This window comes from Pseudarthrobacter sp. fls2-241-R2A-168, from assembly GCF_030209335.1.
In the GTDB taxonomy this organism is placed as follows: Bacteria; Actinomycetota; Actinomycetes; order Actinomycetales; family Micrococcaceae; genus Arthrobacter.
Window position 1 is genome coordinate 89,502 of record NZ_JARVSG010000003.1, and the last position, 25,003, is coordinate 114,504.

Here is a 25,003-nt window from a genome sequence, read left to right on the forward strand (position 1 = left end):
TGGAGCGGCCCCTCATCATGCGCTTTGCCGCGCGCTCCGACGTCGGAAAAATCCGCGCCAAAAACGATGACTCCGCCTATGCAGGACGCCATTTGGCCGTGGTGGCGGACGGCATGGGCGGCCACGCGGGCGGTGACGTTGCCTCCGCGGCCACCGTGCTGGACATGATCCACCTGGACCACGGCGATTACGACGGCGACGCTGCCACCACTTTGGCGGACGAGATCCAGACCGCCAACTCGCTGCTGTCCGAACTGGTGCACATCAACCCCAAGCTCGCCGGCATGGGCACCACGGTCACCGCGCTGCTGCTCGCCGAAGGAAAGCTGCACTTCGCCCACATCGGCGATTCACGCGCCTACCGCCTGAGGGATGGCAAGTTCGAGCAGGTCAGTGTTGACCACACCTTTGTGCAGCGACTCATCGACGAAGGACGGCTACGCCCCGAAGAGGCCGAAACCCATCCGCACAAAAACGTCCTGATGCGTGTCCTAGGTGACGTGGACGCCAGCCCCGAACTGGACCTGGACAGCCTCGACGTCAGGCCGGGTGAACGCTGGCTCCTCTGCTCCGACGGGCTCAACTACGTGGCCGGGCATGCCGTGGAACGCACCGTGCGCGAGACCAGGGACCTGGGCGAATGCGCGGAGATCCTGGTGGAGCTCACCCTTGAGGCAGGCTCCCCGGACAACGTCACCGTGGTGATGGTGGACATCGTTGAGGAAACGCCCGACGACGTCAATACCGCCGCCGTCGACGTCATTCCTTCCCCCGGGGCCACCAAAGGCCCTGCCGCGGCAAAGGATGCGCGTCCCCTGAGCGCCACGCCGCCGGAAGGAAAGGACTCCGCCAAGGCTGCCGCCCCGCCAAGCCCAGCTGCCCCGGCAGCCAAAACTCCTGCCGCCACCGACGCCCAGAATGCCGGCGCAGGTGCGGACTCTGGCACCCCGAACTCTGACGAAGACACCGGCAAAGCAGACTCGGAGGCAGACCCCGAATCAGGTTCGTCCGGGTCGGATTCATCTGAGCAGGACCCCTCTGACGCCGGTTCCACCGACCCGCACCTCGGCGAACACCTCACCGCCGAAGTACTGCGCGAAGAACTTTCCTCTCGCCCGCACGAACTGGTGGGCGCGGCAGCAACAGCCGCAGAGAGCGGATCCATTCCCACCATCGCCGGCCGCACCGTGGCACGGCGTGCCGCCACCCTCCTCACGCACAAGGCTGAACCGCAGCCCGGCGATGCCGAAGACAACCTCGTGCCGCTCAAACCGCGCCGGTGGGTCACCTGGTCCGTCGCCGCATTGGTGCTGGTGGTCCTGACGGCAGGACTCTGGCTCGGCTACGCGTGGACCCAGACCCGCTACTACGTTGGCGAGTTCGATTCCCGGGTGGCCATCTACAACGGCGTCTCCCAGCGGCTCGGACCCATCCAGCTCTCCACCCTTGAGGCGGTTACCGAGATCCGGATGGACTCGCTCCCCCCGTTCTCGCAGCAACGGGTCCGCCAGACCGTCCCGGCCCAGGACCTCTACGACGCCCAGCGCATCGTCAAGAACCTCGAACTTACCGGCACCACGTCCCCTGAAGAGGGGTGCCCGTCCGCGTCGGCATCGCCCGCCGCGTCCCCCGTAACGGCCAGCCCGCCGCCGTCGACAGAAGCCCCCGCGCCTTCACCCAGCGCCTCAGCCGCCGCGGCACCGCCGACACCGGCAGCGCCCTCCCCCACACCCAGTCCCACGATCTCCTGTGAGGTGGGCAAATGACCCAGCCCAGTACCGCGCCCAAGCCACGACGCAACGTGGAGCTCGCCTTGCTCCTGCTTGCCCTCACCGTAGGCATCGGCGCGAACATGCTGGTTGGCGTGGACCAGGAGAAGGCCTTCGATTCGGACTTCTGGTTCCAATCGAGCCTCCTCGCCGTAGCCGCCCTGGTATTCCACGGCGTCCTCCGCTTCCGCGCCAAATATGCTGATCCGGTAATACTTCCCGTGGTGGTGGCCCTCAACGGAATCGGCCTGGCCATGATCCACCGCCTGGACGCGCCTGGCGATGACACCGGCAACAACCAGCTCCGGTGGACCCTCATCGCCATGGCGGTGGCCATCGCGGTGATCTGGTTCCTCAAGGACCACCGTGTCCTGCGCAAATTCACGTTCATCTCGCTTGCCGCCAGCGCCCTGCTCCTGTTGCTGCCCCTGATCCCCGGCATCAGCGCCGGGGAGATCCTGGGTGCGCGTGTGTGGATCCGGCTCGGTCCCATGACTTTCCAGCCAGGTGAAGTCGCAAAGATCACCCTCGCAATATTCTTTGCCGGGTATCTATCGTCCAACCGGGACCTGATCCTGCTCGCGGGCCGGAAGATCGGGCCGCTCCAGTTCCCCCGTTTCAAGGACATGGGACCCATGATCACCGCCTGGCTGGTCAGCATCGGCGTGCTCATCTTCCAGCGCGACCTGGGCTCCTCAGTCCTGTTCTTCGGCCTCTTCATCGTGATGATCTACGTTGCAACCAGCCGCATCAGCTGGGTGGTGATCGGCCTGGCCCTCATCCTTGGCGGCGGGTTCGTGGCGGCCCAGGTGTTTTCCCACGTCCAGCAGCGTGTGTTCGGATGGCTCAATGCCTTTTCCCCCGAGGTCTACGAAAACGGCAGCCGGCAGGTGATCCAGGGACTGTTCGGCATGGCCAACGGCGGTCTGGTGGGAACAGGCCTGGGCCAGGGCCGCCCGGATCTGGTGCCCTTTGCCAACAGCGACATGATCATCGCCTCCCTCGGCGAGGAGCTGGGACTGATCGGACTGTTCGCCATCGTCCTGATGTACCTGCTGCTGTTCACCCGGGGTTTCCGGGCCGCCCTCGGGACGCGGGACGCGTTCGGAAAGCTGCTGGCCTGCGGCCTGTCCTTCGCCGTCGCGCTGCAGTGCTTTGTGGTGATCGGCGGCGTCACCCGGCTCATCCCCTTGACCGGCCTCACCACCCCGTTCCTGGCCGCCGGCGGGTCATCGCTGTTGGCCAACTGGATCATTGTGGGCCTGCTCCTGCTGATTTCCCATACCGCCCGCGGACCGGTGGATACCACTCCGCCTCCCTCGGCAAAGGAAGCCGATTCCCTGGGCATTGATACCCCTACCGAGGCGGTGAAGCACCTGTGAATCAGGCAATACGGCATTCGTGGGTAGCGGCAGTTGCCATGTTTGCACTGCTCTTCGGCGCCATCAGCTTCGTCCAGGTGGTGGGCGCGGACGATCTGAAAGCCAACCCGCTGAACCAGCGCGCCATCCTGCAGAACTACTGCAATGACCGCGGCGCGATCATCGTGGGCGGCACTCCCGTGGCGGAATCGGTGGAGAGCGGTTCGGAGACCTGCAAGTTCCAGCGCACCTACTCGCAGCCTGAGCTGTATGCAGGCATCACCGGCTACTTCTCGCAGAACTACGGCGCCACGGGCTTGGAACAGGCCCTCGGCCAGCAGCTGGCCGGCAATTCGGACCAGCTGTTCCTGGACCGGGTGGGCCAGATGTTCCTGGGAAACCAACCCAAGGGCGCCTCGGTGGAACTCACTATCGACCCCGGGATCCAGAAGCTTGCCTATGACCTGATTCCGGACGGCCAGCGCGGCTCGATCGTGGTGACCAACCCCAAGACCGGGGCCATCCTGGCCATGGTGTCCAAGCCGTCCTACAACCCGAACCTCGTGGCAACCCAGAACACCGAGGAAGAGTCGGCCAACATCAACGAACTGGTCAAGGTCCCCGGCATCAACCTGAACGCCAACGTCAGCGGCCCCACGGGCGAGCAGCTTGCCCCGGGTTCGGTCTTCAAGCTGGTGGACGCCGCCGCGGCCCTTGCCTCGGGCAAGTACAACAAGGACAGCGAGCTGCCCAACCCTGCAGAAATGCCCTTCGACGGCATCCAGTACAAGCTGCCCAACTATGCCGGCGGCAACTGCTACACCCGGAACACCGCGGACTTCGCATTCGCCCTGCAGCAGTCCTGCAACACCCCGTTCGCCAGCATCGCGCTGGACCTGGGGCGCAACGCCATTGCCGAGCAGGCCAAAAAGTTCGGCTTCGGCGAAGACATGGGCGACCAGCTGAAGCTGGGTTACGCCAAGGGCAACGGTTTCCCTGACGACCTGGACGCTCCGGGCCTGGCGCAGTCCGCCATCGGCCAGCGTGACGTCCGCGCCACACCGCTGCAAATTGCCATGATGACTGCCGCCATCGCCAACGACGGGGTGCAGATGCAACCCACGCTGATCAAGGCCCTGCGCTCCCCGGACCTGCGCGTCATCGACGAACCGCAGCCGCAGCAGCTGCGGACCTCCACTACTCCGGCGATCGCCAACCAGATCACCGAATGGATGACCAGCGCGGTCAGCCAGGGCATCGCCAACAGGGCTGCAGTCCCCGGAGTCCAGGTGGCCGGCAAGACCGGAACCGCGGAGTTGGGCAACGGCGTCAACAACTCCTGGTTCACCGGGTTTGCCCCCGCAAACAACCCGCAGGTGGGAGTCACGATCGTCATGGAGGGCGTGGACATCACCACCGGCGCACAGCTAACCAGTCCGAACGCGAAGAAGATTTTTGAGGCGGTGTTGAATAAGTGAGGCCTACAACCGGAATCACCCTCGGCGGCAGATTCCAGCTGACTACGCGGATCGCGATTGGCGGCATGGGGGAAGTCTGGAAAGCCAAAGACCTTGTCCTGGGCCGCATCGTCGCCATCAAAGTCCTGAAAGAGGAGTACACGGGGGACCCCGGCTTCCTTCAGCGATTCCGCGCAGAGGCCCGCCACACTGCCCTGCTCAACCACGTGGGCATCGCCAATGTCTTCGACTACGGCGAGGAAGAGGGCTCCGCCTACCTCGTGATGGAACTCGTTCCGGGCCAGCCGCTGAGCAGCATCATCGAGCACGAGCAGGTGCTGTCCCCGGACCGCACCCTGTCCATCATCGCCCAGACCGCCCGCGCGCTCTCCGTTGCCCATGCCCAGGGCCTGGTGCACCGCGACGTGAAGCCCGGCAACCTCCTGATCACCCCTGACGGCCGCGTGAAGGTCACCGACTTCGGCATCGCCCGCCTCGCCGACCAGGTCCCGCTCACCCAGACCGGCCAGGTGATGGGAACGGCGCAGTACCTGGCACCTGAGCAGGCCACCGGACAGACGGCCACGGGATCCTCTGACATCTACTCGCTGGGCGTCATCGGTTACGAGTGCCTTGCCGGGCACCGGCCGTTCTCCGGTGAGTCCCAGATCGCCATCGCCCTGGCCCAGGTCAACGACGCTCCGCCGCCCCTTCCCGAGTCGCTTCCCGCCCCGGTGCGCGCCCTCCTGATGTCCATGCTGGCCAAGGATCCCAAGAATCGTCCGGCCAACGCCATCAAACTTGCCGAAGCTGCCGAGGCCATCCGGAACGGCGACATCAACGCCGCCCGCGCCGCCGTACCGGGCATGCTCCTCTTCGACGCGGACACAGGTCCCATTACTGCCCCCGTGGACACGGCGACTGCCCCCACCGGCGTGATCGGCGCCCAGCGGGACTCGTCGCCGGCAGCCACCTCGGCGCTCCCTGTACTGGGTGCCGGCGCGGCAGGAGCCGCGGCCGGGATGGCGGCAGGCGCTGCCGGCGCGTCCGCAGCAGACGGTGAACCACAGGGGACACTGGCCCGCGCCAATGCCCTGGCCGCCGAACGGAATTGGATCCCGGAAGAGACAACGTACGACGACGAGCCCGCCGATGAGCCGCGGCGCAAGGGCCGCAGCCCCTGGACGTGGCCGCTGGTTGCCTTGATCCTGCTGCTCCTGTTTGCCCTGGTGGGGTTCCTCGTCAGCCAGTTGGGACTCTTTTCGCCGTCCGGCGATCCCTCACCCGGCGCTACCTCCACCAGCGCGCCGGCCACATCGGCCAGCCCCACCCGGACCACGCCGTCGGCTACCCCAACGCAGACCCGCAGCACGCCGACGCCCACACCCACCCAGGAGCCCACCCCGGAAACGGTGAACGTCATCCCCGAGGCCTACCTCGGCAAGGACTACCGGACTGTTCAGTCGCAGCTCTCGGCAATGAACCTGGATGTGACCGTCCAGCCGCAAGTTGATGTGAATTCTGCGCCCAACACTGTGATTGCCCTGTCCCGCTCGGGCCGGGTGGAAGTGGGATCACCGATCACAGTGACGTACGCGGTGGCGCCGTCGCCCGCGCCCACCACAAATGCTCCCACTCCCACCTCCGCCCCCAGCACGCCGTCCGCAGCGGGACCTACGGCGCCTTCATCCCTCCCGGCTTGTGGACCAGACCAAGTGCCCGGCCTGCCTACCTGCCGCCCGTAACTGCCAGGACAGCCAGTGAACGAGTCAGCGCGCACACCGTTGCACCGGGAGGACAACGTCCCGGTGGATAACCAGCGTGTCCTCAGCGGACGTTACGAACTGGGCGGCCTCATTGGCCGCGGGGGCATGGCGGACGTCTACCGGGGCCTGGATACCAGGCTTGGCCGTACCGTCGCCATCAAACTGCTCCGGGCAGATATGGCCCGGGACCCGCAGTTCCAGGCACGCTTCAAGCGCGAGGCCCAGTCAGTGGCCGCCCTGAACCACCCCTCGATTGTGGCGATTTACGATACGGGCGAGCACATGGTCCATGACGGCTCCGATGACAACGTACGGGTGCCCTACATCGTGATGGAATACGTCGAAGGCAGGACTATCCGGGACCTGATCCGGGCCAACGAGGTCAGCATCAGCCAGGCCATCGATTATTGCCTGGGCGTGCTCGGCGCCCTTGAATACAGCCACAAAGCCGGCATAGTGCACCGCGACATCAAGCCGGCCAACGTGATGTACTGCGACGGCACGGACTCGGTAAAAGTCATGGACTTCGGCATCGCCCGGGCCATCGCCGATTCCTCCGCCACCATGACCCAGACCCAGGCCGTGGTGGGCACGGCGCAGTACCTCTCTCCCGAGCAGGCCCGCGGCGAAACAGTGGACGCGCGCAGCGACCTCTATTCCGCGGCCTGCCTGCTCTACGAAATGCTGACCTCCCGCCCGCCGTTCGTCGGTGACAGCCCCGTGTCGGTGGCCTACCAGCACGTGCGCGAGATTCCCGCGCCGGCGAGCACCCTGAACCCTGACATTTCCCCCGCACTGGACACCGTGCTGGCAAAAGCGCTGCAGAAAAACCGTGACGACAGGTTCCAGGACGCCGCCGCCTTCCAGCGTGCCCTGCGGGCTGCGAGGGCGGGGGTTCCGGTCCCGGCAATTGCTGCTTCGGAGGCACCCACCGATCCCAATGACCACGTCCCCGCCCCAACCACAGCGCCCGTCACCGAAGCGTTCGCGGCAGCCGGCGCAGGCTTCCTCGATGACCCCCCAACCGGGCGCTTGGCTGCCCTGCGCACTACAGCCGACGACGACGGCGGCGCCACTTCCGCCGCTTACGAACCTTCAGCACGCGATGACCTGCCTCTCGGCTTCCCTCCCGAGCGTGAGCGGACCGCACGGCAGAAGTCCCGCCGTCGTGCCTGGATAACCACCCTGGTGATTTTCACCCTCCTGGTCCTCACCGGCGGCGGGCTGTGGGTGTACAACACCGTGAACCGTCCGGCGCCGCCGCCGCCCAAGGTGCAGATCCCGGCGGTGGCAACACTGACCGAATCGGCGGCACTGCAGGAGCTCTACGGCGCGGACCTCAAACCAAAAATCGTACGCCTTCAGCATGACACCGTGCCCAAGGGGACAGCCATCGGAACGGATCCAGCCTCCGGCACGTCCATGGACCCTGGCTCCGATGTGGTGCTGAACATTTCCGAGGGGCCCAGCGCCGTGAAGATTCCGGACAGCCTGCCGGGCAAGACGGAGGCCGCGGCCAGGGATATCCTGCGGCAAAACGGACTGGTGGGTGCGCCGTCCACCACCACTGCCAACAGCGCCACCGTCCCGGCCGGAATTGTGATTACCACCAGCCCTGCCCCCGGGCAGATGGTAGGAGTGGGCACCACGGTTGAGCTGGTGGTGTCCACGGGCAAGGTGGCAATCCCGGAACTGCGCGGCCGGACCCGCGAAGAGGCTGAAGCGGCACTGAAGGAACTCAGCCTCGTACCAGCGGTCACGGAGGCGGAGAACGCCCAGGTGGAAGCCGGCAGGGTGACGGACCAAAGCGATCCCGTTAACTCCGTGGTGGAGCAGGGAAAGATCGTCAGCATCGTGGTGGCCAAAGCCCCGCCGCCGCCACCACCGTCCCCCACTCCTACGCCGAAGCCCACACCGACGCCCACCTCCACCAAGAAGGGCTAGCGGCAGCCGGCGCCCGGATTGGCGAAGGCTAGTGCTGGATGAGCGGGCTCAGCTTCGCAGCTCGAGCCGCCGCACCCTTCATGCCCAGGGATTCGAGCCAGTTCCCCAGCATCTGGTAGCCGCCTTCGGTGAGCACGGACTCGGGATGGAACTGCACCCCGCACAGCGGCGCGGTCCGGTGCTGAAGCCCCATCACCACCCCCGACGCAGTTTCCGCGGTGACTTCCAGGACGTCCGGGAGCGTTTCGCGGACTGCGGCCAGCGAGTGGTACCGGGTGGCCGTGACGGGGGAGGGGAGCCCGGAAAAAACGCTGGTCCCGATATGCTCCACCAGCGACGTCTTGCCGTGCATCAGTTCAGGCGCGTGCGTCACCTTCCCGCCGAACGCCTCGGCCAGCGCCTGGTGTCCCAGGCATACGCCGAACATGGGCACGCTGTTCTCGCCGCACCATTTGATCAGCTCGATGCACACACCCGCCTCGGCAGGGTTGCCGGGGCCCGGTGAGATGAGGATGCCGTCCCGCGTGCCGGCCAGTTCGATGGCCTCGGCGAGGGTGACGTCGTCATTGCGGACCACAGTGGTCTCGGCGCCGAGTTCCTGGAGGTAGCCCACCAGGGTGTAGACAAAGCTGTCGTAGTTATCCACTACGAGGATCTTGGTTGTGGTCATGGCTGGCTTGCGGAACCAATCGTTGAGTCGGTGAATTGGGTGTACTCGGACATCCATGGGAAAAGGAACTGAACCATCAATACCAGCGCGGCGGCGACCAGCACCAGCGAGATGGCGATCCGCAGCCAGAGGGGCCCGGGAAGATGGCGGAAGATCCAGGCGTACATGCTCAGCCCCTTCCCGTCGCTGCGGCTACCTGGGCTGCTATTTCCGCCGGGGCACCGGCGGCGGCAGGGCGCCAGCTGTCCAGCAGCGCATAGGCGATGATGCGCTCTTCAGCACCAAAGCGGGGGTTGCAGCTGGTCATGGTGAGGAAACTTTCGGTGGGGGCGACGCCCGGCTGGGTGGGTACCGGCTCCAGGACGTCGGTTCGGGAGGGCATAACGATCTGGTTGTTGCGGAAGACGTAGATGTAGAAGCCGTCCTTTGTCTGCACGTAGATCTTGTCCCCGGGCACCAGGGTGTGGATGTTGTCCAGCACCGCGCCGTGCGTCTGCCGGTGGCCGGCAACGGCGAAGTTTCCCACTGCACCTGGCATGGCGGTGTTGCTGTAGTGCCCCAGCCCCAGGGTGTCCAGCACATCCTGGCTGGTTCCCTGCACGATGGGCCGGGTGTAGTTGGGGCCAAACCGGGGAATGTACATAATGCCGATGGTGCCGGCATGGCCGGGCGGGGTTCCCACGGCGGGAGGGCCGAAATCTTCAGTGGCCGGGGCGGCGGGGGCTTCCGGAGCGGCCGGTTCGGGGGTGCCCAGATCCTGGGCGAACTCCTTGATCGCTGCGCTCTGCTTGGCATCCGATTCAACGTTGGTCCACCACAGCTGCCAAGCGACAAACAACAGCAGGACCACCCCGGCGGTGATGAGCAGCTCACCCAGGACCTGGATGGTTCCGCGCAGAAATACGACGCCGGCACGCGGCGCAGCGGCGGGCCTCGCCTTCTCCTGCAGTACCACGCATTCTCCTCGGGGCGGTTGCGGCGGGCACTGGTGCCCCATGAACTACGACTAGAATTGGCTGCTAGTAAGAATCCAGATTTGACCAAGATCGCGCAGACCGCTGGCAACTTCCTTCTTGCAGGATATCAAGCCCGGAACGCCGAGCTTGCGTCAGCCCGCCAAGGAGAGCCAGTGCCCGAGTCAAAGCCTCGCAAGAAGACCGCCAGCACCACCGCGCAGGCGTCGTCCCAGACCTACAAGCCCAACCCTGTCTGGTTCAAGCCGGTCATGTTCGGCCTGATGATCATTGGCCTCCTCTGGATCATCACTTTCTACATCAGCGAAGGCCGGCTTCCAGTCCAGGCGTGGGCATCATGGAACATCGTGGCCGGCTTCGGCATCGCGATCGTCGGGTTCCTGATGACCACGCGGTGGCGTTCATAGCCGGTGGCATCCATGGCGCCTGACAGCGGCGCGGTGCTGGGCGAGGACGGGCTCGCCCGTCCCCTGTGGGCTTCCACGGACCCCCTCCTGCGCGAGTACTACGACACCGAGTGGGGCCTGCCGGTCACCGATGAACAGGGACTCTACGAGCGCATCTGCCTTGAGGGCTTCCAAGCCGGGCTGTCCTGGGCAACCATCCTCCGCAAGCGCCCCGCATTCCGCGAGGCATTCGCCGCCTTCAACCCCGACTCCGTTGCCTTGTTTACCGAGGCCGACGTGGAGCGCCTGATGCAGGACCCGGGCATTGTGCGGAACCGGCTGAAGATCCGGTCTGCCATCAGCAACGCCAAGGCCACCCTCGCCCTGCGGCAGGACGGTGGCCTGGTGGACTTCGTGTGGCAGTTCAAGCCCGCGCAGACGCCCAGCCCGGCCTTCCACGGTGACATTCCCACGCAGTCCCCGGAGTCGGTGGCGCTGTCCAGGGCGCTGCGGAAAAGGGGATTCTCCTTCGTAGGACCCACCACCATGTTCGCCCTGATGGAAGCCATTGGCATGGTGGACACCCACCTGCTGGACAGCCACCGCCGTGGATCCTCGGGAATCTGGCCCGCTCCAGGCGTCTAGCCTTCTAAGTTTTCCCCAACTGTTGGGAAAGTTATCCACACTGTTGAAAACTTTCCACTGCCACCGCACCGAAGGCGTACTCGGGAGCCATGACGCACCAAAAGCGTCAAACCGGCCATCCGCATGCAGTTATTAACAGTGTGGAAGACCTGTGGATAAACCGGGGAAGCGCACGCATAATCGAGCTTCGCCCGGGCTTAGCACCGGGGAACCTGCTCTCTACCGGTCCCGGACGACCGGATGGTGGCTGGTTATTGAGACCCGGTTGAACGCATTCATGGCAATGGCCAGCCAACTCACCGCGGAAAATTCCTCCTCCGAAAGGTGCTCCCGGGCGTAGGCTTCCTCGTGCCCCTGCACACTATGGCCCGGCAGTTCTGTAATGCTCTCCGCCAATGCGAGTGCCGCCCGCTCTTTCTCCGTAAAGAGAGCCGTCTCGCGCCATGCCGGCAGCACAGCCAGGCGCTGCGCAGTTTCCCCGGCCTCCATGGCTTCCCTGACGTGCAGGTCCAGGCAGTAGGCACAGCCGTTGAGCTGTGAGACCCGCACCCGAAGGAGCTCCACGGTGGTTTCGTCCAGCCCGGCCGCCTCCGCGGCCTCCCGCACCTTTAGTCCCAACCCGTTGAGGGCCCTCCACAGGGCAGGATGCTGCTTGTCGAGATAGACGTGCTGAGTAGTGGCGCTCACGGGATTCTCCTGCTCGGGGACAGAACGGCGGCGGGACAACCCGTCGGCGCCCGTAGGAGGGAAGGCGCAGGCGGTTGTCCGTTGCTACCAGCTTTCCACACCGGCAGAACTGATCTTTTCCACTTACCAACAACGCGATACCCACAAGTTATCCACAACTGTGGAAATGCTGGGGGAAATTTCGACCGCGTGGGCCGTTTGGCACTGCTGCCCGGGTGTTTTTCCAGAAGGAACTACATGACTGTCAGTTATTAACACTGTGCACAAGCCTGTTGAAAGGACCCTGACAAAGGGCTCGGGGGCGCGCTAAGCCGAGGTTTTCACCGCCTTTTTCCACAGAACGCCACCTGGGGGCCGATTTGTCCACTTAAGCACAGCCCTATCCCCAAGAGTTATCCACAGATGTGGATGAAGGAAGGGGATATCCGGGAAAACTCCCGCCTGCTGGCGGGAAAGGTGCTTTTCCCATCAGAACTACAGGCGTGTAAGTTACCAACACTGTGGATAAAGGCTGTGGATAAAGAAGGCCCCGGCATCCGCGTGGATGTCGGGGCCTTATCTTGAGGGAGTGGAAGCTGCGCTGGCTGCGGGACCTACAGCGAGATGCGTATCCAGCTGGCGGCAATCAGCAGCGCCAGGACGGCTGCCAGCCCCGCTGCCTGGATCAGGCCTTGCCTGGGTCCGCGGGGGGTGTAGGCGAGGACGGCCGCGCACAGCGCGCCGGTCACCAGCCCGCCGAGGTGCGCCTGCCAGGCGATCTGGGGGATCAGGAAACCGATCACACCGTTGATGGCGATCAGCACCCAGAGCTGGCGGGTGTCCCCGCCCCGGTGCCGCTGCACCAGAAGCATGGCGCCGAAGAGGCCGAAGATGGCACCGGATGCACCGACCACTGCTCCTGGTTGCTGACCCGGCACGTAGAGCGACGTGAGCATGAGGTAGCCAACAGAGCCACCGATGGCAGAGACCACGTACAGTGCCAGGAAGCGCACGCGGCCCAGCAAAGGCTCAAGGGCCTGGCCAAAAATCCACAACGTATACATGTTCAAGATGATGTGGAGGTAGGAGCCCTGGGAGTGCAGGAACGCCGCCGTGAACATCCGCCAGGGCTCAAACTCCCCCCAGCGTGGCTCTGCAAAGACATTGGCGTAGGCCAGACCCTGTAATACCGCTTGGTTCGGCACCAACAACTGCAACGCGTACATCACCACGCACACGGCGATGATGGCGTACGTTACCAACGGTTTGCCGGCCACTGCGGCGCCGCCGTAGACCGTCCGTACCTCCGGCGTCGTACGCCGTGTTTCGTTGACGCAGTCAACGCATTGGAATCCGACGGCGGCCGCCCGCTGGCAGTCAGGGCATGCGGGGCGTCCGCACCGCTGGCAGCGCACATAGGATGGCCGGTCCGGGTGCCGGGGGCACACCGGAACCTGCGCGGACGGCTCAGCCGACGGAATTCCGTAACTCATGGAGGGGGATTACAGCTGTTCGATGTCGATGCTGTTGATGGTGACGTCCTCTACCGGGCGGTCACCCATGCCGGTGCGGACACCCTCGATGGCGTCAACCACCTTCTTGGATTCGTCGTCCGCCACTTCACCGAAGATGCTGTGCTTGCCCTGCAGCCAGTCGGTGGGGATGGTGGTGATGAAGAACTGTGAGCCGTTGGTGCCCTTGCCCATGCGGATGCCGGCGTTGGCCATGGCCAGCTTGTACGGCTGGTTGAAGCTGAGTTCGGGGTGGATCTCGTCGTCGAACTGGTAGCCCGGTCCGCCAACGCCGCGGCCCAGCGGGTCGCCGGCCTGGATCATGAAGTCCTTGATGATGCGGTGGAAGATGGTGCCGTTGTACAGCGGCGTACCCGTCTTGTCCTCGCCCGTCTCCGGGTGGGTCCAAGCCTGCTCGCCGGTGGCGAGGCCAATAAAGTTCTTGACCGTCTTGGGCGCGTGGTTGCCGAAGAGGTTCACGACGATGTCGCCGAGGCTTGTGTGGATGGTTGCTTTTGCGGTTGCGATGGCAGTCATAGGCCCATTCTTTCACGGCCCAATCGGGTGGCGAGGGCTGAGGGGACAGTTCCGCGCTCGGTGAAATCCGCCTAAAATCCGGGATGAGAATAGCCGGTGAACATCAAGCCACGTAGGCTAACCACAGACCGTCACATTAATCGGGAGGTAGTTGTGAAGAAATCGGATCGTATTGCCCGTGACCTTGAGCAGTCAGTCACCAGCGCCGTAGAGAATGCCCGGGATTGGGCAGCCCCCCGCGTGGAAGCAGCTGTTGACTGGGCTGTTCCCCGTCTCCAGCACAGCCTGGATACTGCTTCTCCCAAGATCCAGGAAGGCCTGAAGAGCGCGGCGCACAACCTGGCCGACGGCGTTGCAACCGTGACACCGCGCCTCCAGGATGGCCTGGCGAACCTGGCCCCGCGCATCAACGATGCCGTGGAGGGCGCATCTCCGCGGCTGCATGAGGCCCTGGACAAGGCCACCCCGGTCATCCTCAATGCCCGTGACCGGGTGGTTGTTGAATACCTTCCCCGCCTGTCGGACCAGATCGGCCAGGCATCCGAGGTTGTGCACCGCACGCTCGAGAACACGCCGGCCCACGTTGACGCCGTGGCCCAGAAGCTGGGCGACGTTGGAATCATCCACGCCCTCCAGGAGCAGGCCCAGGCCACCGGTACCCAGCTGAAGGCAGCCGCAACAGAGGCCGGCCGCACCGTAGGCATCCAGCTGGCAGAGCCGCAGAAGCCCAAGAAGCGCGGCTGGCTGGTCTTCGGTGTCATCGCGGCAGCCGTTGCCGCCGGCGTGGCAGCCTGGAAAGCCTCCAAGCCGGTTGAGGATCCCTGGAAGACGCCGTCCCCGGTCACGCCCACTCCTGCACCCGTCCCGGCTACGACGGTGAACGACGTTCCCGAGGCCACCAGCGGCACCGTGGCTGACACCACCGCGGGTGCGGCCGCGGCAGCCGATGACACCGCCGATGACGCCGCGGACAAGGCCAAGCACGTGGCCGAGGATATTCCGGGCGCCACGGCGCCGATCGTCACGGACGCCAAGACCGCCACGCAGAACATCGCCTCCAACATCGGCAACGGAAAGTCCACCGCGGACAAGGACGCCACGCAGTCCTAGTACTCCTGCGCTGTGCCTAAGGGCTCCGCCCCGGTGACAAGTTCACTGTGGCGGGGCCCTTTATTCATCTCTACCTTCCATCGCGCTCAGCGGGCGGGCCACTGATCGGTGCTAGATTTGGACTGATGTCAGCCGATCAATCCTCTGAGGATGCCTTGAACGACGCAGCACACCAACCCCGCGTGTCCATTGTCATCCCGGCATACAACGAGGAGAGCGTCATCCGGCAGTGCCTCATAGCTGCCATCTACCAGTCGGTGCCCGCCCACGAAATCATCGTGGTGGACAACCTCTCCAAGGACCGGACCGCTGACATCGTCCGCCAGATGCAGCTTGAGTATCCGGAAAGCCCCATCATCCTGCTCAGCCAGGACAAGGAACAGGGACTCATACCCACCCGCAACTTCGGCCTGGACAACGCCACCGGCGACATTTTGGGACGCATCGACGCCGACTCGGTGGTTGAGCCGGACTGGGTAGAGCAGGTGCAGCGCGCCTTCGACGACCCGTCAGTCCAAGCCGCCACCGGCCCCGTGGTCTACTACGACATGCCCATGCGCCGCTTCGGCCTCAAAGCAGACGACAAGATGCGCCAGCTCATGCTGAAGCTGGCCAAGCACCAGTACCACTTCCTGTTCGGCTCCAACATGGCCCTGCGTTCCTCTGCCTGGCAGATCATCCGCTCCGAGACGTGCCGTGACGAGAAGGACGAGATGCATGAGGACATCGATCTGTCCCTGCACCTGGCAGACCACGAGCTGAAGATCAACTACTGCCCCCAGATGGTGTCCGGTATGTCCGCACGCCGGCTGGAGGATTCACCCCGCGACTACCGCTATTACGTCACCCGCTTTGACCGCACGTACAAGGCTCACAACGTTAAGAAGATGGCCCTCAAGGCACCCATGGTGGTCTTCTTCTCGGTGTACTTCCCGGCCAAGCTCCTGCGGGCCATCCACACCGTTAACACAGCCCAGCCTGCCCGCCGCGGCGGCCAGTAGGGTTCGGCGGGAAACGCCGGCCTAACGGGTCAGTCCGTCCCCAGTTCGGCCAGCGGCCGGTCCGGTGGTCCGTCCTGGTCCCGCTTTCCTGCTCCGCGTCCCGATCTTCCCGCCCTTCCGGGCTTTTGGCCGAGGACAACGACGGCGAGTCCCACCAGGATCAGTCCCAGTCCCGCATAGGTACCGGCGGGGAGTTTCTCCTGGAGGAACAAGGCGGCCAGGAGGGCCGCACCGGGGATTTCCAGCAGGATGATCATCGACACCAGCAGCGGACTCATCGTGGCGAGCAGGTGGTTGAACGCGGTATGGCCCACGAGTTGGGCGCAGACGGTGATCGCCAGGATGCCCAGCCAGCCGGTCGCCTCAAAGCCTGCCAAGGGCTGTCCGCCCAGCAGCGCCATGACCGCCACGAGGACAGCACACATCCCATAGCAGAGTGTTGTGTAGGTCCCGGTGGTCATACTTTGCCGGGCCTTGCCTCCCGCCAGGGTGTACAGCCCGGCCAGGGCTCCGCCGGCAACGGCCAGCAGGTCTCCCAGGAGGGCGTCCGGAGAAGATCCCATATCAAAGCCCGTAATCGCCACCACTCCGCCAAACGCGATGCCCAGCCCTGCCAGCACCTGCCACCGGTGCCTGGTTCCCCTGAAGAGCTGGAAGACAGCGATCCACGCGGACTGCAGGCACACCAGCGCCGTCGCTGCTGCAACGGACGTCAGCTGCAGCGACGTAATGAAGCAGGCAAAGTGCAGGGCAAGGGCGACGGCGGCGAGCAGCGACCAGCGGAATTCCCCCCTGGTTACCCTGCCGAACTGGGCCGGTTGGCGGATGAGCGTAGGGGTTGCCATGACGGCGGCACCGATGGCATTGCGCCAGAAGGCTATGGCCAGGGCACTGACGCTGGTGGCCCCCAGTGTGGCTGCTATCAGCGGGCCCGATGAGGCGACGCCCAGCACACCAAGGGCTGCAATAAAGAAGGCCACCATCCACCCCTACGTGTGCCGGAGAAAACAAAAGTCCCGGCCAGCGTTTCCGCTGAACCGGGACTTCCTTATGGTGGAGGCACGGGGACTCGAACCCCGAACCCCCTGCTTGCAAAGCAGGTGCGCTACCAATTGCGCCATGCCCCCATAAGAAGCAACCCGTCCATCATACCCTAGAACCTTGGGGCTGCTGACCAGCTCCAGGACCAGGCGTCCGGCCTAGTCAACCGAATCGGTCGACTCGCTCCAGACTGTTTTCCGGGCTTCGGATTCCTGTGCTTTCCGGTAGACCAGGACGCCTGCGATTGCGGCTGCCAGTACAAGCAACTTCTTCACATGCTCCCCGTTCCGGTCCGGCCGCAGTACTGCGAACCGAACCTCCACTTGAACCTGCACAGGTTCCGTGGGCGTACCAGGACTTGAACCTGGGACCTCTTCGTTATCAGCGAAGCGCTCTAACCGCCTGAGCTATACGCCCCGATACCTCATCGGGCCGAGACATGACTTTACAGCACATCCCGGCCCGATCTCAAATCGGGCGCTTTCACCGCAATTTGCCCGGTGAAAGCAAGGGCCTAATCGTCGGTGAGGGTAACGCCGATGCCGCCCACCAGGGTGGCGGCAATGTTGTACAGAACAGCCGAAAGCATGGAGAGCGCGGTCAGCAGGACAACATTCACCACGGCAATGATGGTGGCGAACGAGGCCACCTGCCCAAGCGATGCAACCTTCTTCAGTTCGAAGCCGCCGCCCTCAGAGCCGGCGAGCGTACCAAGCAGGCTGTCCACCTGGTCAAAGATGCCGGTGAGGTCCAGGACGGTCCACAGGACGATCGCAGCCACCACCGTGACGATTCCCAACGCCACGGACAGCAGGAAGGCCATCTTCAGGACGGACCACGGGTCAACCTTGCTGACCAGCAGCCGCGCGCGCCGGACCTTTGCCTTGGGCGCCGGTTTTACCAGCCCCGGACCGCCCTGGACAGGCCGCTGGCCCTGCTGCGGGCCCTGCGCCGGACGCTGGCCGGGGACAGACGCTCCCGCAGCCGTGCGCGGCGCGGCCTGTCCCGGCGTCGGCCGTTCACCCTGGAGGGGACGCTGGCCGGGGACCGCAGGGCGCTGCCCTGGGGCTGCCGCGGGGGCGGCAGGACGCTGCTGCGGACGAACAGGAGCGTTAACCCGGGGTGCGGCCGAGGGCCGGTTTCCCTCGGAAGCTGAAGTGTTCGGCCTGGGAAATGAGTCGGGATTACTCACTCGTTACCTCCGTGTTGTCTTCGTTCGGCTCAGCGTCGCCCGAGGCGTCCTCTGACTCAACGGCCGGTGATTCTTCTGCCAGTGCTGACTCTGCGGCTTCCTCCGGGGAACCGCCATCTTCAGCCAACGTTACGTCATCGGCCAGCGATTCCTCGCCCTCAAGGCCGCGTTCGCTGTTGCGCGCCACCTCGATGATCCGGTCGTTTTTGTCCGGCTTGGCGAAGATAACGCCCATGGTGTCGCGGCCCTTGGCAGGGACACCGGCCACCGAGGAACGGACCACCTTGCCGCCTTCCATCACCACCAGCACCTCGTCCTCTTCCTGGACAATAAGCGCGCCCACCAGGTCACCGCGTTCTTCGGCAAGCTTGGCAACCTTGATGCCCAGCCCGCCGCGGCCCTGGAGCCGGTATTCCTCAACCGCAGTGCGCTTGGCGTAGCCGCCCTCGGTCACGATGAACACGAATGAGCCGTCGGTCACCACGTTGGCGGCGAGCAGTTCGTCGTCCTCGCGGAACTTCATGCCCGTGACGCCGGAGGTTGCCCGGCCCATGGGGCGGAGTGCATCCTCAGTGGCGGTGAAGCGGATGGACTGCCCCTTGCGGGACACCAGGAGAAGATCGTCGGTTTCGGAGACCAGCTGCGCGGACACCAGTTCGTCGCCGTCGCGGAGGTTGATGGCGATCACGCCGGCGGAGCGGTTGGTGTCGTAGTCCTCCAGCCGCGTCTTTTTCACCAGTCCGCGCTTGGTGGCGAGGACCAGGTACGGAGCCTGCTGGTAGTCCTTCAGGTCCAGCACCTGGGCGATGTGCTCGTCCGGCTGGAACGCCATCAGGTTGGCAACGTGCTGGCCCTTGGCGTCGCGGCCGGCTTCCATCAGCTCGTAGGCCTTGGCCCGGTACACCCGGCCGAGGTTGGTGAAGAAGAGGAGCCAGTGGTGGGTGGTGGTGACAAAGAAGTGCTCCACCACGTCGTCGCCGCGCAGCTGGGCACCCTTGATGCCCTTGCCGCCGCGCTGCTGCGAACGGTAGTTGTCGCTCCGGGTCCGCTTGACGTAGCCGCCGCGGGTGATGGTGACCACCATCTCCTCTTCGGGAATGAGGTCCTCCATGGACATGTCGCCGTCGAAGCCCATCAGGATCTTCGTGCGGCGGTCATCACCGTGCTTGTCCACGATCTCGCCAAGCTCAGTGCTGATGATTTCGCGCTGGCGCTGCTCGGAGGCGAGGATCTCGTTGTATTCGGCAATGAGGGCTTCGAGCTCTGAGTGCCGGTCCTGGATCTTCTGGCGTTCCAGGGCTGCAAGTCGCCGCAACTGCATGTCCAGGATGGCCCTGGCCTGCAGTTCATCGATGTCCAGCAGTTCCATCAGGCCGTCGCGTGCCGCTTCGGTGGTGTTGGACGCGCGGATCAGGGCGATGACCTCGTCCAGCGCGTCCAGCGCCTTCAGCAGCGCCCGCAGGATGTGGGCTTCTTCTTCGGCCTTGCGCAGCCGGTACCTGGTGCGGCGGGCGATGACGTCCATCTGGTGGGTGACCCAGTGCCGAATGAAGGCGTCCAGGCTCAGGGTGCGGGGGACGCCGTCCACAATCGCCAGCATGTTGGCGGAGAAGTTGCTCTGCAGTTCGGTGTGCTTGTAGAGGTTGTTCAGCACCACCTTGGCCACGGCGTCACGCTTGAGCACGATGACCAGCCGCTGGCCGGTACGGCCCGAGGTTTCATCGCGGAGGTCCGCGATGCCCTGGATCTTGCCGTCCTTGACCAGTTCGGCGATCTTGATCGCCAGGTTGTCCGGGTTGGCCTGGTACGGCAGTTCGGTGACCACCAGGCACGTGCGGCCCTGCAGTTCCTCCACGTTCACCACGGCTCGCATGGTGACGGAGCCGCGGCCGGTCCGGTAGGCGTCCTCGATGCCCTTGTGGCCCAGGATGGTGGCGCCGGTGGGGAAATCGGGTCCCTTGACCCGGCGCAGGAGTTCTTCGAGCAGTTCCTCGCGGCTTGCGGTCGGGTTGGCCAGGTACCACTGCACCCCGTCGGCCACCTCGCGGAGGTTGTGCGGCGGGATGTTGGTGGCCATGCCGACGGCGATGCCGGAGGAGCCGTTCACCAGAAGGTTGGGGAACCTGGCCGGCAGGATGGTGGGTTCCTGGTTCTTGCCGTCGTAGTTGTCCTGGAAATCGACAGTTTCCTCGTCGATGTCGCGGACCATTTCCATGGCCAGCGGGGCCATCTTGGTTTCGGTGTAACGGGGTGCAGCTGCGCCGTCGTTGCCCGGTGAACCGAAGTTGCCCTGGCCCAGGGCCAGCGGGTACCGCATGGTCCAGTCCTGGATGAGGCGGACCAGTGCGTCGTAGATCGCAGTGTCGCCATGGGGGTGGTACTGGCCCATGACCTCGCCCACCACGCGGGCACACTTGTTGAAGGATCGCTCCGGGCGGTAGCCGCCGTCGAACATCGCGTACAGCACGCGGCGGTGCACGGGCTTGAGTCCGTCGCGGACGTCCGGGAGGGCCCGGCCCACGATGACGGCCATGGCGTAGTCCAGGTAGGACCGCTGCATTTCCGTCTGCAGGTCCACCTGCTCCACGCGGTCAACCAGCACATCGCCTTCAAGAACGGTGTCCGGGTTCCCGGCTTCGGGGGCCGGGTTCTCGGGTGTTTCGTCGCTCATTTTTTATTTCCGTTTCAGGTATATGTCGGCTCTGGAATATCTGTGCGGTGAAGCCCTAGATATCCAGGAACCTGACGTCCTTGGCGTTCTGCTGGATGAAGTTACGGCGTGATTCCACGTCCTCGCCCATCAGGACGGAGAAGATCTGGTCCGCAGCCAATGCGTCATCCATGGTGACCTGCAGCAGCGTGCGGTTGTCCGGATCCATGGTGGTGTCCCACAGTTCGGTGTAGTCCATTTCGCCGAGGCCCTTGTAGCGCTGGATGCCGTTGTCCTTGGGGATGCGGCGTCCTGCCGCCTGCCCGGCGAGGAGCTTGGCGTCGCGTTCCTTGTCGCTGTACACGTAGTCGTGGGCAGCATTGGACCACTTGATCCGGTACAGCGGCGGCTGGGCCAGGTAAACGTAGCCGTTTTCGATCAGCGGGCGCATGTAGCGGAACAGCAGCGTCATCAGCAGGGTGGTGATGTGTTGGCCGTCCACATCAGCATCTGCCATCAGGACGATCTTGTGGTAGCGGAGCTTGGAGAGGTCAAAGTCCTCACCGATGCCCGTGCCGAAGGCCGTGATCATGGACTGGACCTCCGCGTTGCCCAGGGCCTTGTCCAGCCGGGCGCGCTCCACGTTCAGGATCTTGCCGCGGAGGGGAAGGATGGCCTGGGTCTCGGGGTTGCGGCCGCGCTTGGCGGAACCGCCTGCCGAGTCACCCTCCACGATGTAGACCTCGCACCTCTCCGGATCCTTGGAGGAGCAGTCGGACAGCTTGCCCGGCATGCCGAAGGATTCCAGCGGGCTCTTGCGGCGGGCGTTGTCGCGGGCTTTGCGTGCAGCCATGCGGGCCTGCGCCGCGGAGATCGCCTTGCGGATGACGTCGCGGGCGGGACCGGGGTTGCGTTCCAGCCAGTCGCCGAGCCCGTCGGTTACAACGCGCTGGACGAAGCCCTTGACCTCGGAGTTGCCCAGCTTGGTCTTGGTCTGGCCCTCGAACTGCGGCTCGGCGAGTTTGACGGAAATGACGGCGGTGAGGCCCTCACGGATGTCGTCACCGGTGAGGTTGTCGTCCTTTTCCTTGATGATGCCCTTCTCGCGCGCGTAGCGGTTGATCAGGGAGGTCATGGCAGCGCGGAAACCCTCTTCGTGGGTGCCGCCTTCGTGCGTGTTGATGGTGTTGGCGTAGGTGTGGACGCTCTCGGAGTAGGCGTTGGTCCACTGCATTGCCATTTCCAGGGCGATCTTGCGCTCCTGGTCCTCGGTTTCGAAGGCGATGACGTCCTCGTGGACCACGTCCACCTTCTTGCCCGAGTTGAGGTGCTTGACGTAGTCCAGCAGGCCCTCGTTGTACTGGTACACCACGGTGCGGTGCTCTGCGCTGACTTCGCCTTCGGTGACTACGCCGTCCAGATCGAGGTCGGCATCCGCCTCGCTGTCGCCGGCGGGGGTGCGTTCGTCGGTCAGGGTAATGCGCAGGCCCTTGTTGAGGAAAGCCATCTGCTGGAAACGTGCGCGCAGGGTCTCGAAATCGAACTCGGTGGTCTCGAAGATCGCCGGGTCCGGGTAGAACGTCTGGGTGGTTCCGGTGAGGTCTGTTTCCTCACCCTGCACCAGGCTGCCCTGGGGCTTGCCGCCGTCGGCGAAGGACATCCGCCAGACATGGCCCTGGCGGCGGACCTCTGTGTCCACCCGGCTGGACAGTGCGTTGACAACGGAGATACCCACGCCGTGGAGGCCGCCGGAAACGGCGTAGCCGCCGCCGCCGAACTTTCCACCCGCGTGCAGGATGGTCATAACAACTTCCACCGTGGGCTTGTGTTCGGTGGGGTGCATGTCCACGGGGATGCCGCGGCCGTCGTCGACAACCTTCACGCCGCCGTCGGCCTGGAGCACTACCTCGATATGAGTGCAGTATCCGGCCAGGGCTTCATCAACGGAGTTGTCCACCACTTCGTACACCAGGTGGTGGAGTCCGCGGGGTCCGGTGGAGCCGATGTACATGCCGGGACGCTTCCGGACAGCTTCCAGGCCTTCAAGCACGGTAATGTCGCTGGCGCCATACTCCCGTGGAGTGTCAGGCGTGCGGGCATCCTCGACTGCGGATTCAACTGCCAGAATATCTGTATTGTCGTTAGCCACAGGCGCTGTCGACTCCTCTGTTCTCGATGATGGCCGGCCGAAAAGCTCTTCCAGGCATGGAAAAACCGTCCGCCAACAGGCACAAACTTATGGCGCCGGCTACTAGCTGATGGTGGGATCCGATATCCGCGTGCTGGAACCATGCGGAGAACGGACTCAGTCAACGTTTCACCGGCGCCCAGTTATCTACAACGATTCTACCGTGTAACAGGCCGGATTCCCGCATTCCGGAGACCGTGGATGGCGGGCGATATGCCTGCTGCAGGGCGTAGACCGCGCCTTGGGCGCTCCGAAACTCCGGCCTGCGGGTGCCTATACACCCTCCGGCCCTTCCAGGGCGCTACACGGCAATCAGAGGATTTTCAAGAGTTCGACGGCGGGCTATCCGTAAGTGTCCCGCGGTCCCCGGCCGTTGACGGTCCGGCCACCCTTGCGCCAGCTCGGCGCGGATGGCCCCAAAACCTGGATGCTCGTGACCACGCCCTCGCCCAGCTCCACCCGGAATTTCTCGAGCAGGCTCATGCTGAGGAGCCGCAGCTGCGTGGCCCAGGCCGTTGAATCACACCTGACATGCAACGTGGTGTCCGTGAAGCTTTCGGGCGTGCAGTGCGCCGAGATTTCCGGCCCCACCAGGGTGGCCCATTCCGCCATCACGGAGCCGACGGCAACCGGGGAGGTCCAACCGCGTTCGGCCACCAAACGGCCAACCACTTTGCCCAGTCCCAGCGGATCGCGGCCGGTGGCATGGAACTGGCTGAATCCGCGGGTATCCCGGATACCGCGCTTGGCCTTCTGGGATCCGGGACGCACTGCTGTCCTGCGGATCTCGCCCCGGGCGGCCGCAGCTTCCCGCATTCTGTTCAGGGCGGCCTGGGGCGCATCGATATTGTCGGGCTCACGGCCCGGCTGCCGGGCGTCGTCGTCCTTGGCCCTACTCATCGATACCTCCCGCGATGACCTTCACCCGCCGTCCGGACAGCTCTTCCGGGATATCGGCGTCGACGGCGGCGGTCACCAGGACCTGTTCCGCACCCGAGACTATTGCGGCCAGTTTACGCCTGCGCTGCACGTCCAGCTCGGCAAAAACGTCGTCGAGGATCAGGATGGGCGCGGAACCACCGGTCCGGGCGTCGTCCAGCATCACGTAGTAGGACGCGAGGCGCAGCGCCAGGCACATGGACCATGTTTCTCCGTGGGATGCGTACCCTTTGGCGGGCGCCTGGCCCAGGACCAGTTCCAGTTCGTCGCGGTGGGGACCCACCAGCGAAATGCCGCGCTCCAGTTCCTTGCGGCGGGAGTCGGCAAAGGCGCGCACATAGCGCTCCGTCAGCTGTTCCACGGTGAGCTGGCGCAAGTCCTCAGGTTCCGGTGTCGTACCTCCGGCTCCGCTGCCGGCAGGGCGCAACTCGGGGGCGCCGTCGTCGTCCATCTGGTTCTGGAGGGTGGAACGGTAGATGGCGTCGGCCGGCTTTGAGGTGTCCGTGAGCCCGGCATATGCCTTGGCAAGGTGCGGGCGGAGGCGCTCCACGAGCTCGAGCCGTGCGTGCAGCAGTTCGGCACCGGCTTTGGCCATGTGCTGGTCCCACACATCCAGCGTTGCTTCATGCACCGGGGTGAATTTGCCTGCCCGGGCGGACTTCAGCAGTGCGTTGCGCTGTTTGAGCACGCGGTCGTAATCGCTGCGGGTGGCCGCGTGGTGCGGAATCAGGCTGGCGAGGAGTTCATCCAGGAAGCGGCGGCGGTTGGACGGATCACCCTTCACCAGGGCCAGGTCCTCGGGCGCAAAGAGCACCGTCTGGCAAATGCCCAGCAGGTCGCGGGCGCGGACCGGATTGCTGCGGTTGATCCGGCCGCGGTTGGCCCGGCCGGCATTGATTTCCAGTTCGAGAACCGTGGTCTGCCCGCCGCGGACCAGCCGGGCCCTGACCAGCGCGCGCTCGGTACCGAACCGCAGCAGCGGACCGTCGGAGCTGACCCGGTGGGAGCTGAGGGTGGCCAGGTACCCGATGGCTTCCATCAGGTTGGTTTTGCCGATGCCGTTGTAGCCCACCAGGACGGTGACGCCCGGGCCCAGGGCAAGGTCAACCTGGGCGTAACTGCGGAAATCAGTCAGCGAGAGGTGTTCTATGTACACGCGGTTTTCGGCAATTCCGGGAACCTCCCAGGTTCCCTCT

General features: G+C 64.7%; 22 protein-coding genes and 2 tRNA genes. 9 read left to right on the plus strand and 15 right to left on the minus strand.

The features are described 5' to 3' along the window. Positions 1 to 17 precede the first annotated feature (17 nt). Genes QRN11_RS01090 through pknB form a run of 5 tightly spaced genes read left to right on the plus strand, consistent with a single transcriptional unit; the run spans position 18 to position 8,297 of the window. Positions 18 to 1,766 (plus strand): PP2C family protein-serine/threonine phosphatase, encoded by a 1,749-nt coding sequence (locus QRN11_RS01090; RefSeq protein WP_142060460.1) that lies wholly within the window; start codon positions 18 to 20, stop codon positions 1,764 to 1,766. Beyond that, positions 1,763 to 3,151 (plus strand): FtsW/RodA/SpoVE family cell cycle protein, encoded by a 1,389-nt coding sequence (locus QRN11_RS01095; protein ID WP_091419346.1) that lies wholly within the window; start codon positions 1,763 to 1,765, stop codon positions 3,149 to 3,151. Before QRN11_RS01090 ends, QRN11_RS01095 begins: the two co-directional genes overlap by 4 nt. Beyond that, the gene (locus QRN11_RS01100) at positions 3,148 to 4,608 is read left to right on the plus strand and encodes a peptidoglycan D,D-transpeptidase FtsI family protein (RefSeq protein WP_091419347.1); all 1,461 of its coding nucleotides are present in this window, start codon (positions 3,148 to 3,150) and stop codon (positions 4,606 to 4,608) included. The genes QRN11_RS01095 and QRN11_RS01100 overlap by 4 nt, the downstream gene beginning before the upstream one ends. Continuing rightward, positions 4,605 to 6,332, plus strand: coding sequence for a serine/threonine-protein kinase (locus tag QRN11_RS01105; protein ID WP_285249529.1), 1,728 nt, complete (start codon positions 4,605 to 4,607; stop codon positions 6,330 to 6,332). The genes QRN11_RS01100 and QRN11_RS01105 overlap by 4 nt, the downstream gene beginning before the upstream one ends. 15 nt (positions 6,333 to 6,347) lie before the next feature. Next, on the plus strand, positions 6,348 to 8,297 hold the full coding sequence (gene pknB, locus QRN11_RS01110) for a Stk1 family PASTA domain-containing Ser/Thr kinase (RefSeq protein ID WP_285249530.1): 1,950 nt from the start codon (positions 6,348 to 6,350) through the stop codon (positions 8,295 to 8,297). Positions 8,298 to 8,325: 28 nt separating this feature from the next. Here pknB and QRN11_RS01115 read toward each other — a convergent pair whose 3' ends face one another. From QRN11_RS01115 to QRN11_RS01125, 3 genes are read right to left on the minus strand one after another with little or no spacing between them, the layout of a single operon-like run. Continuing rightward, the gene (locus tag QRN11_RS01115; RefSeq protein WP_091419350.1) at positions 8,326 to 8,967 is read right to left on the minus strand and encodes an anthranilate synthase component II; all 642 of its coding nucleotides are present in this window, start codon (positions 8,965 to 8,967) and stop codon (positions 8,326 to 8,328) included. Further along, positions 8,964 to 9,134, minus strand: coding sequence for a hypothetical protein (locus QRN11_RS01120; protein WP_170850778.1), 171 nt, complete (start codon positions 9,132 to 9,134; stop codon positions 8,964 to 8,966). The genes QRN11_RS01115 and QRN11_RS01120 overlap by 4 nt, the downstream gene beginning before the upstream one ends. Before the next feature lie 2 nt (positions 9,135 to 9,136). Then, positions 9,137 to 9,922: a class E sortase gene (locus QRN11_RS01125; RefSeq protein ID WP_285249531.1), complete on the minus strand. Its 786-nt coding sequence runs from the start codon at positions 9,920 to 9,922 to the stop codon at positions 9,137 to 9,139. A 174-nt stretch (positions 9,923 to 10,096) separates the two neighbouring features. Here QRN11_RS01125 and QRN11_RS01130 point away from each other — a divergent pair, with 174 nt between their 5' ends. Then, positions 10,097 to 10,348, plus strand: a complete 252-nt coding sequence (locus tag QRN11_RS01130; protein WP_091419633.1) for a cell division protein CrgA — start codon at positions 10,097 to 10,099, stop codon at positions 10,346 to 10,348. Positions 10,349 to 10,360: 12 nt separating this feature from the next. Next, positions 10,361 to 10,972, plus strand: a complete 612-nt coding sequence (locus QRN11_RS01135; protein WP_285249532.1) for a DNA-3-methyladenine glycosylase I — start codon at positions 10,361 to 10,363, stop codon at positions 10,970 to 10,972. Positions 10,973 to 11,191: 219 nt separating this feature from the next. Here the strand turns inward: QRN11_RS01135 and QRN11_RS01140 are convergent, their stop codons facing one another. The 3 genes from QRN11_RS01140 to QRN11_RS01150 form a co-directional block, all read right to left on the minus strand. Then, positions 11,192 to 11,659 (minus strand): carboxymuconolactone decarboxylase family protein, encoded by a 468-nt coding sequence (locus QRN11_RS01140; RefSeq protein WP_285249533.1) that lies wholly within the window; start codon positions 11,657 to 11,659, stop codon positions 11,192 to 11,194. Between the two features lie 593 nt (positions 11,660 to 12,252). Beyond that, positions 12,253 to 13,131, minus strand: coding sequence for a rhomboid family intramembrane serine protease (locus QRN11_RS01145; RefSeq protein ID WP_285249534.1), 879 nt, complete (start codon positions 13,129 to 13,131; stop codon positions 12,253 to 12,255). A 9-nt stretch (positions 13,132 to 13,140) separates the two neighbouring features. Next, a complete protein-coding gene (locus tag QRN11_RS01150; protein ID WP_091419357.1) occupies positions 13,141 to 13,686 on the minus strand; it encodes a peptidylprolyl isomerase in 546 nt (181 codons plus the stop codon). Between the two features lie 153 nt (positions 13,687 to 13,839). Here QRN11_RS01150 and QRN11_RS01155 point away from each other — a divergent pair, with 153 nt between their 5' ends. Both QRN11_RS01155 and QRN11_RS01160 read left to right on the plus strand, forming a co-directional pair. After that, positions 13,840 to 14,796 carry a hypothetical protein gene (locus QRN11_RS01155; protein WP_285249535.1) on the plus strand — a complete coding sequence of 319 codons (957 nt, stop codon included), beginning with the start codon at positions 13,840 to 13,842 and terminating at the stop codon, positions 14,794 to 14,796. 125 nt (positions 14,797 to 14,921) lie between these two features. Continuing rightward, complete coding sequence (locus QRN11_RS01160) at positions 14,922 to 15,797, plus strand: glycosyltransferase family 2 protein (protein ID WP_285249536.1); 876 nt, start codon at positions 14,922 to 14,924, stop codon at positions 15,795 to 15,797. Between the two features lie 29 nt (positions 15,798 to 15,826). Here QRN11_RS01160 and QRN11_RS01165 read toward each other — a convergent pair whose 3' ends face one another. The 9 genes from QRN11_RS01165 to recF all read right to left on the minus strand — a co-directional run bounded on the left by QRN11_RS01165 (position 15,827) and on the right by recF (position 24,963). Then, positions 15,827 to 16,777 carry a DMT family transporter gene (locus tag QRN11_RS01165; RefSeq protein ID WP_285249537.1) on the minus strand — a complete coding sequence of 317 codons (951 nt, stop codon included), beginning with the start codon at positions 16,775 to 16,777 and terminating at the stop codon, positions 15,827 to 15,829. A 71-nt stretch (positions 16,778 to 16,848) separates the two neighbouring features. Further along, positions 16,849 to 16,924: transfer RNA gene (locus tag QRN11_RS01170), tRNA-Ala, on the minus strand. Positions 16,925 to 16,996: 72 nt separating this feature from the next. Next, the gene (locus QRN11_RS01175) at positions 16,997 to 17,173 is read right to left on the minus strand and encodes a DLW-39 family protein (protein ID WP_502934995.1); all 177 of its coding nucleotides are present in this window, start codon (positions 17,171 to 17,173) and stop codon (positions 16,997 to 16,999) included. A gap of 8 nt (positions 17,174 to 17,181) precedes the next feature. After that, positions 17,182 to 17,255 (minus strand) — tRNA-Ile (locus QRN11_RS01180). Between the two features lie 97 nt (positions 17,256 to 17,352). After that, positions 17,353 to 18,030, minus strand: a complete 678-nt coding sequence (locus tag QRN11_RS01185) for a DUF3566 domain-containing protein (RefSeq protein WP_285249538.1) — start codon at positions 18,028 to 18,030, stop codon at positions 17,353 to 17,355. Beyond that, entirely contained in the window at positions 18,023 to 20,701 is a 2,679-nt protein-coding gene (gene gyrA, locus QRN11_RS01190; RefSeq protein WP_091419364.1) for a DNA gyrase subunit A, read from the minus strand. Before gyrA ends, QRN11_RS01185 begins: the two co-directional genes overlap by 8 nt. 55 nt (positions 20,702 to 20,756) lie before the next feature. Further along, positions 20,757 to 22,829 (minus strand): DNA topoisomerase (ATP-hydrolyzing) subunit B, encoded by a 2,073-nt coding sequence (gene gyrB / locus QRN11_RS01195; protein ID WP_091419365.1) that lies wholly within the window; start codon positions 22,827 to 22,829, stop codon positions 20,757 to 20,759. Positions 22,830 to 23,210: 381 nt separating this feature from the next. Beyond that, the gene (locus QRN11_RS01200; protein WP_142062116.1) at positions 23,211 to 23,768 is read right to left on the minus strand and encodes a DciA family protein; all 558 of its coding nucleotides are present in this window, start codon (positions 23,766 to 23,768) and stop codon (positions 23,211 to 23,213) included. Then, on the minus strand, positions 23,761 to 24,963 hold the full coding sequence (recF, locus tag QRN11_RS01205; RefSeq protein ID WP_142062113.1) for a DNA replication/repair protein RecF: 1,203 nt from the start codon (positions 24,961 to 24,963) through the stop codon (positions 23,761 to 23,763). Before recF ends, QRN11_RS01200 begins: the two co-directional genes overlap by 8 nt. Positions 24,964 to 25,003 lie beyond the last annotated feature (40 nt).

What these genes read in the sequence shown, in the direction of transcription:
- QRN11_RS01090 (WP_142060460.1), top strand. Translation starts at nt 18, where the DNA reads ATGCGCTTTGCCGCGCGCTCCGACGTCGGAAAAATCCGCGCCAAAAAC.
- QRN11_RS01095 (WP_091419346.1), top strand. Translation starts at nt 1,763, where the DNA reads ATGACCCAGCCCAGTACCGCGCCCAAGCCACGACGCAACGTGGAGCTC.
- QRN11_RS01115 (WP_091419350.1), bottom strand. Translation starts at nt 8,967, where the DNA reads ATGACCACAACCAAGATCCTCGTAGTGGATAACTACGACAGCTTTGTC.
- QRN11_RS01120 (WP_170850778.1), bottom strand. Translation starts at nt 9,134, where the DNA reads ATGTACGCCTGGATCTTCCGCCATCTTCCCGGGCCCCTCTGGCTGCGG.
- QRN11_RS01135 (WP_285249532.1), top strand. Translation starts at nt 10,361, where the DNA reads ATGGCGCCTGACAGCGGCGCGGTGCTGGGCGAGGACGGGCTCGCCCGT.
- QRN11_RS01145 (WP_285249534.1), bottom strand. Translation starts at nt 13,131, where the DNA reads ATGAGTTACGGAATTCCGTCGGCTGAGCCGTCCGCGCAGGTTCCGGTG.
- QRN11_RS01150 (WP_091419357.1), bottom strand. Translation starts at nt 13,686, where the DNA reads ATGACTGCCATCGCAACCGCAAAAGCAACCATCCACACAAGCCTCGGC.
- QRN11_RS01160 (WP_285249536.1), top strand. Translation starts at nt 14,922, where the DNA reads ATGTCAGCCGATCAATCCTCTGAGGATGCCTTGAACGACGCAGCACAC.
- gyrA (WP_091419364.1), bottom strand. Translation starts at nt 20,701, where the DNA reads ATGAGCGACGAAACACCCGAGAACCCGGCCCCCGAAGCCGGGAACCCG.
- QRN11_RS01200 (WP_142062116.1), bottom strand. Translation starts at nt 23,768, where the DNA reads ATGAGTAGGGCCAAGGACGACGACGCCCGGCAGCCGGGCCGTGAGCCC.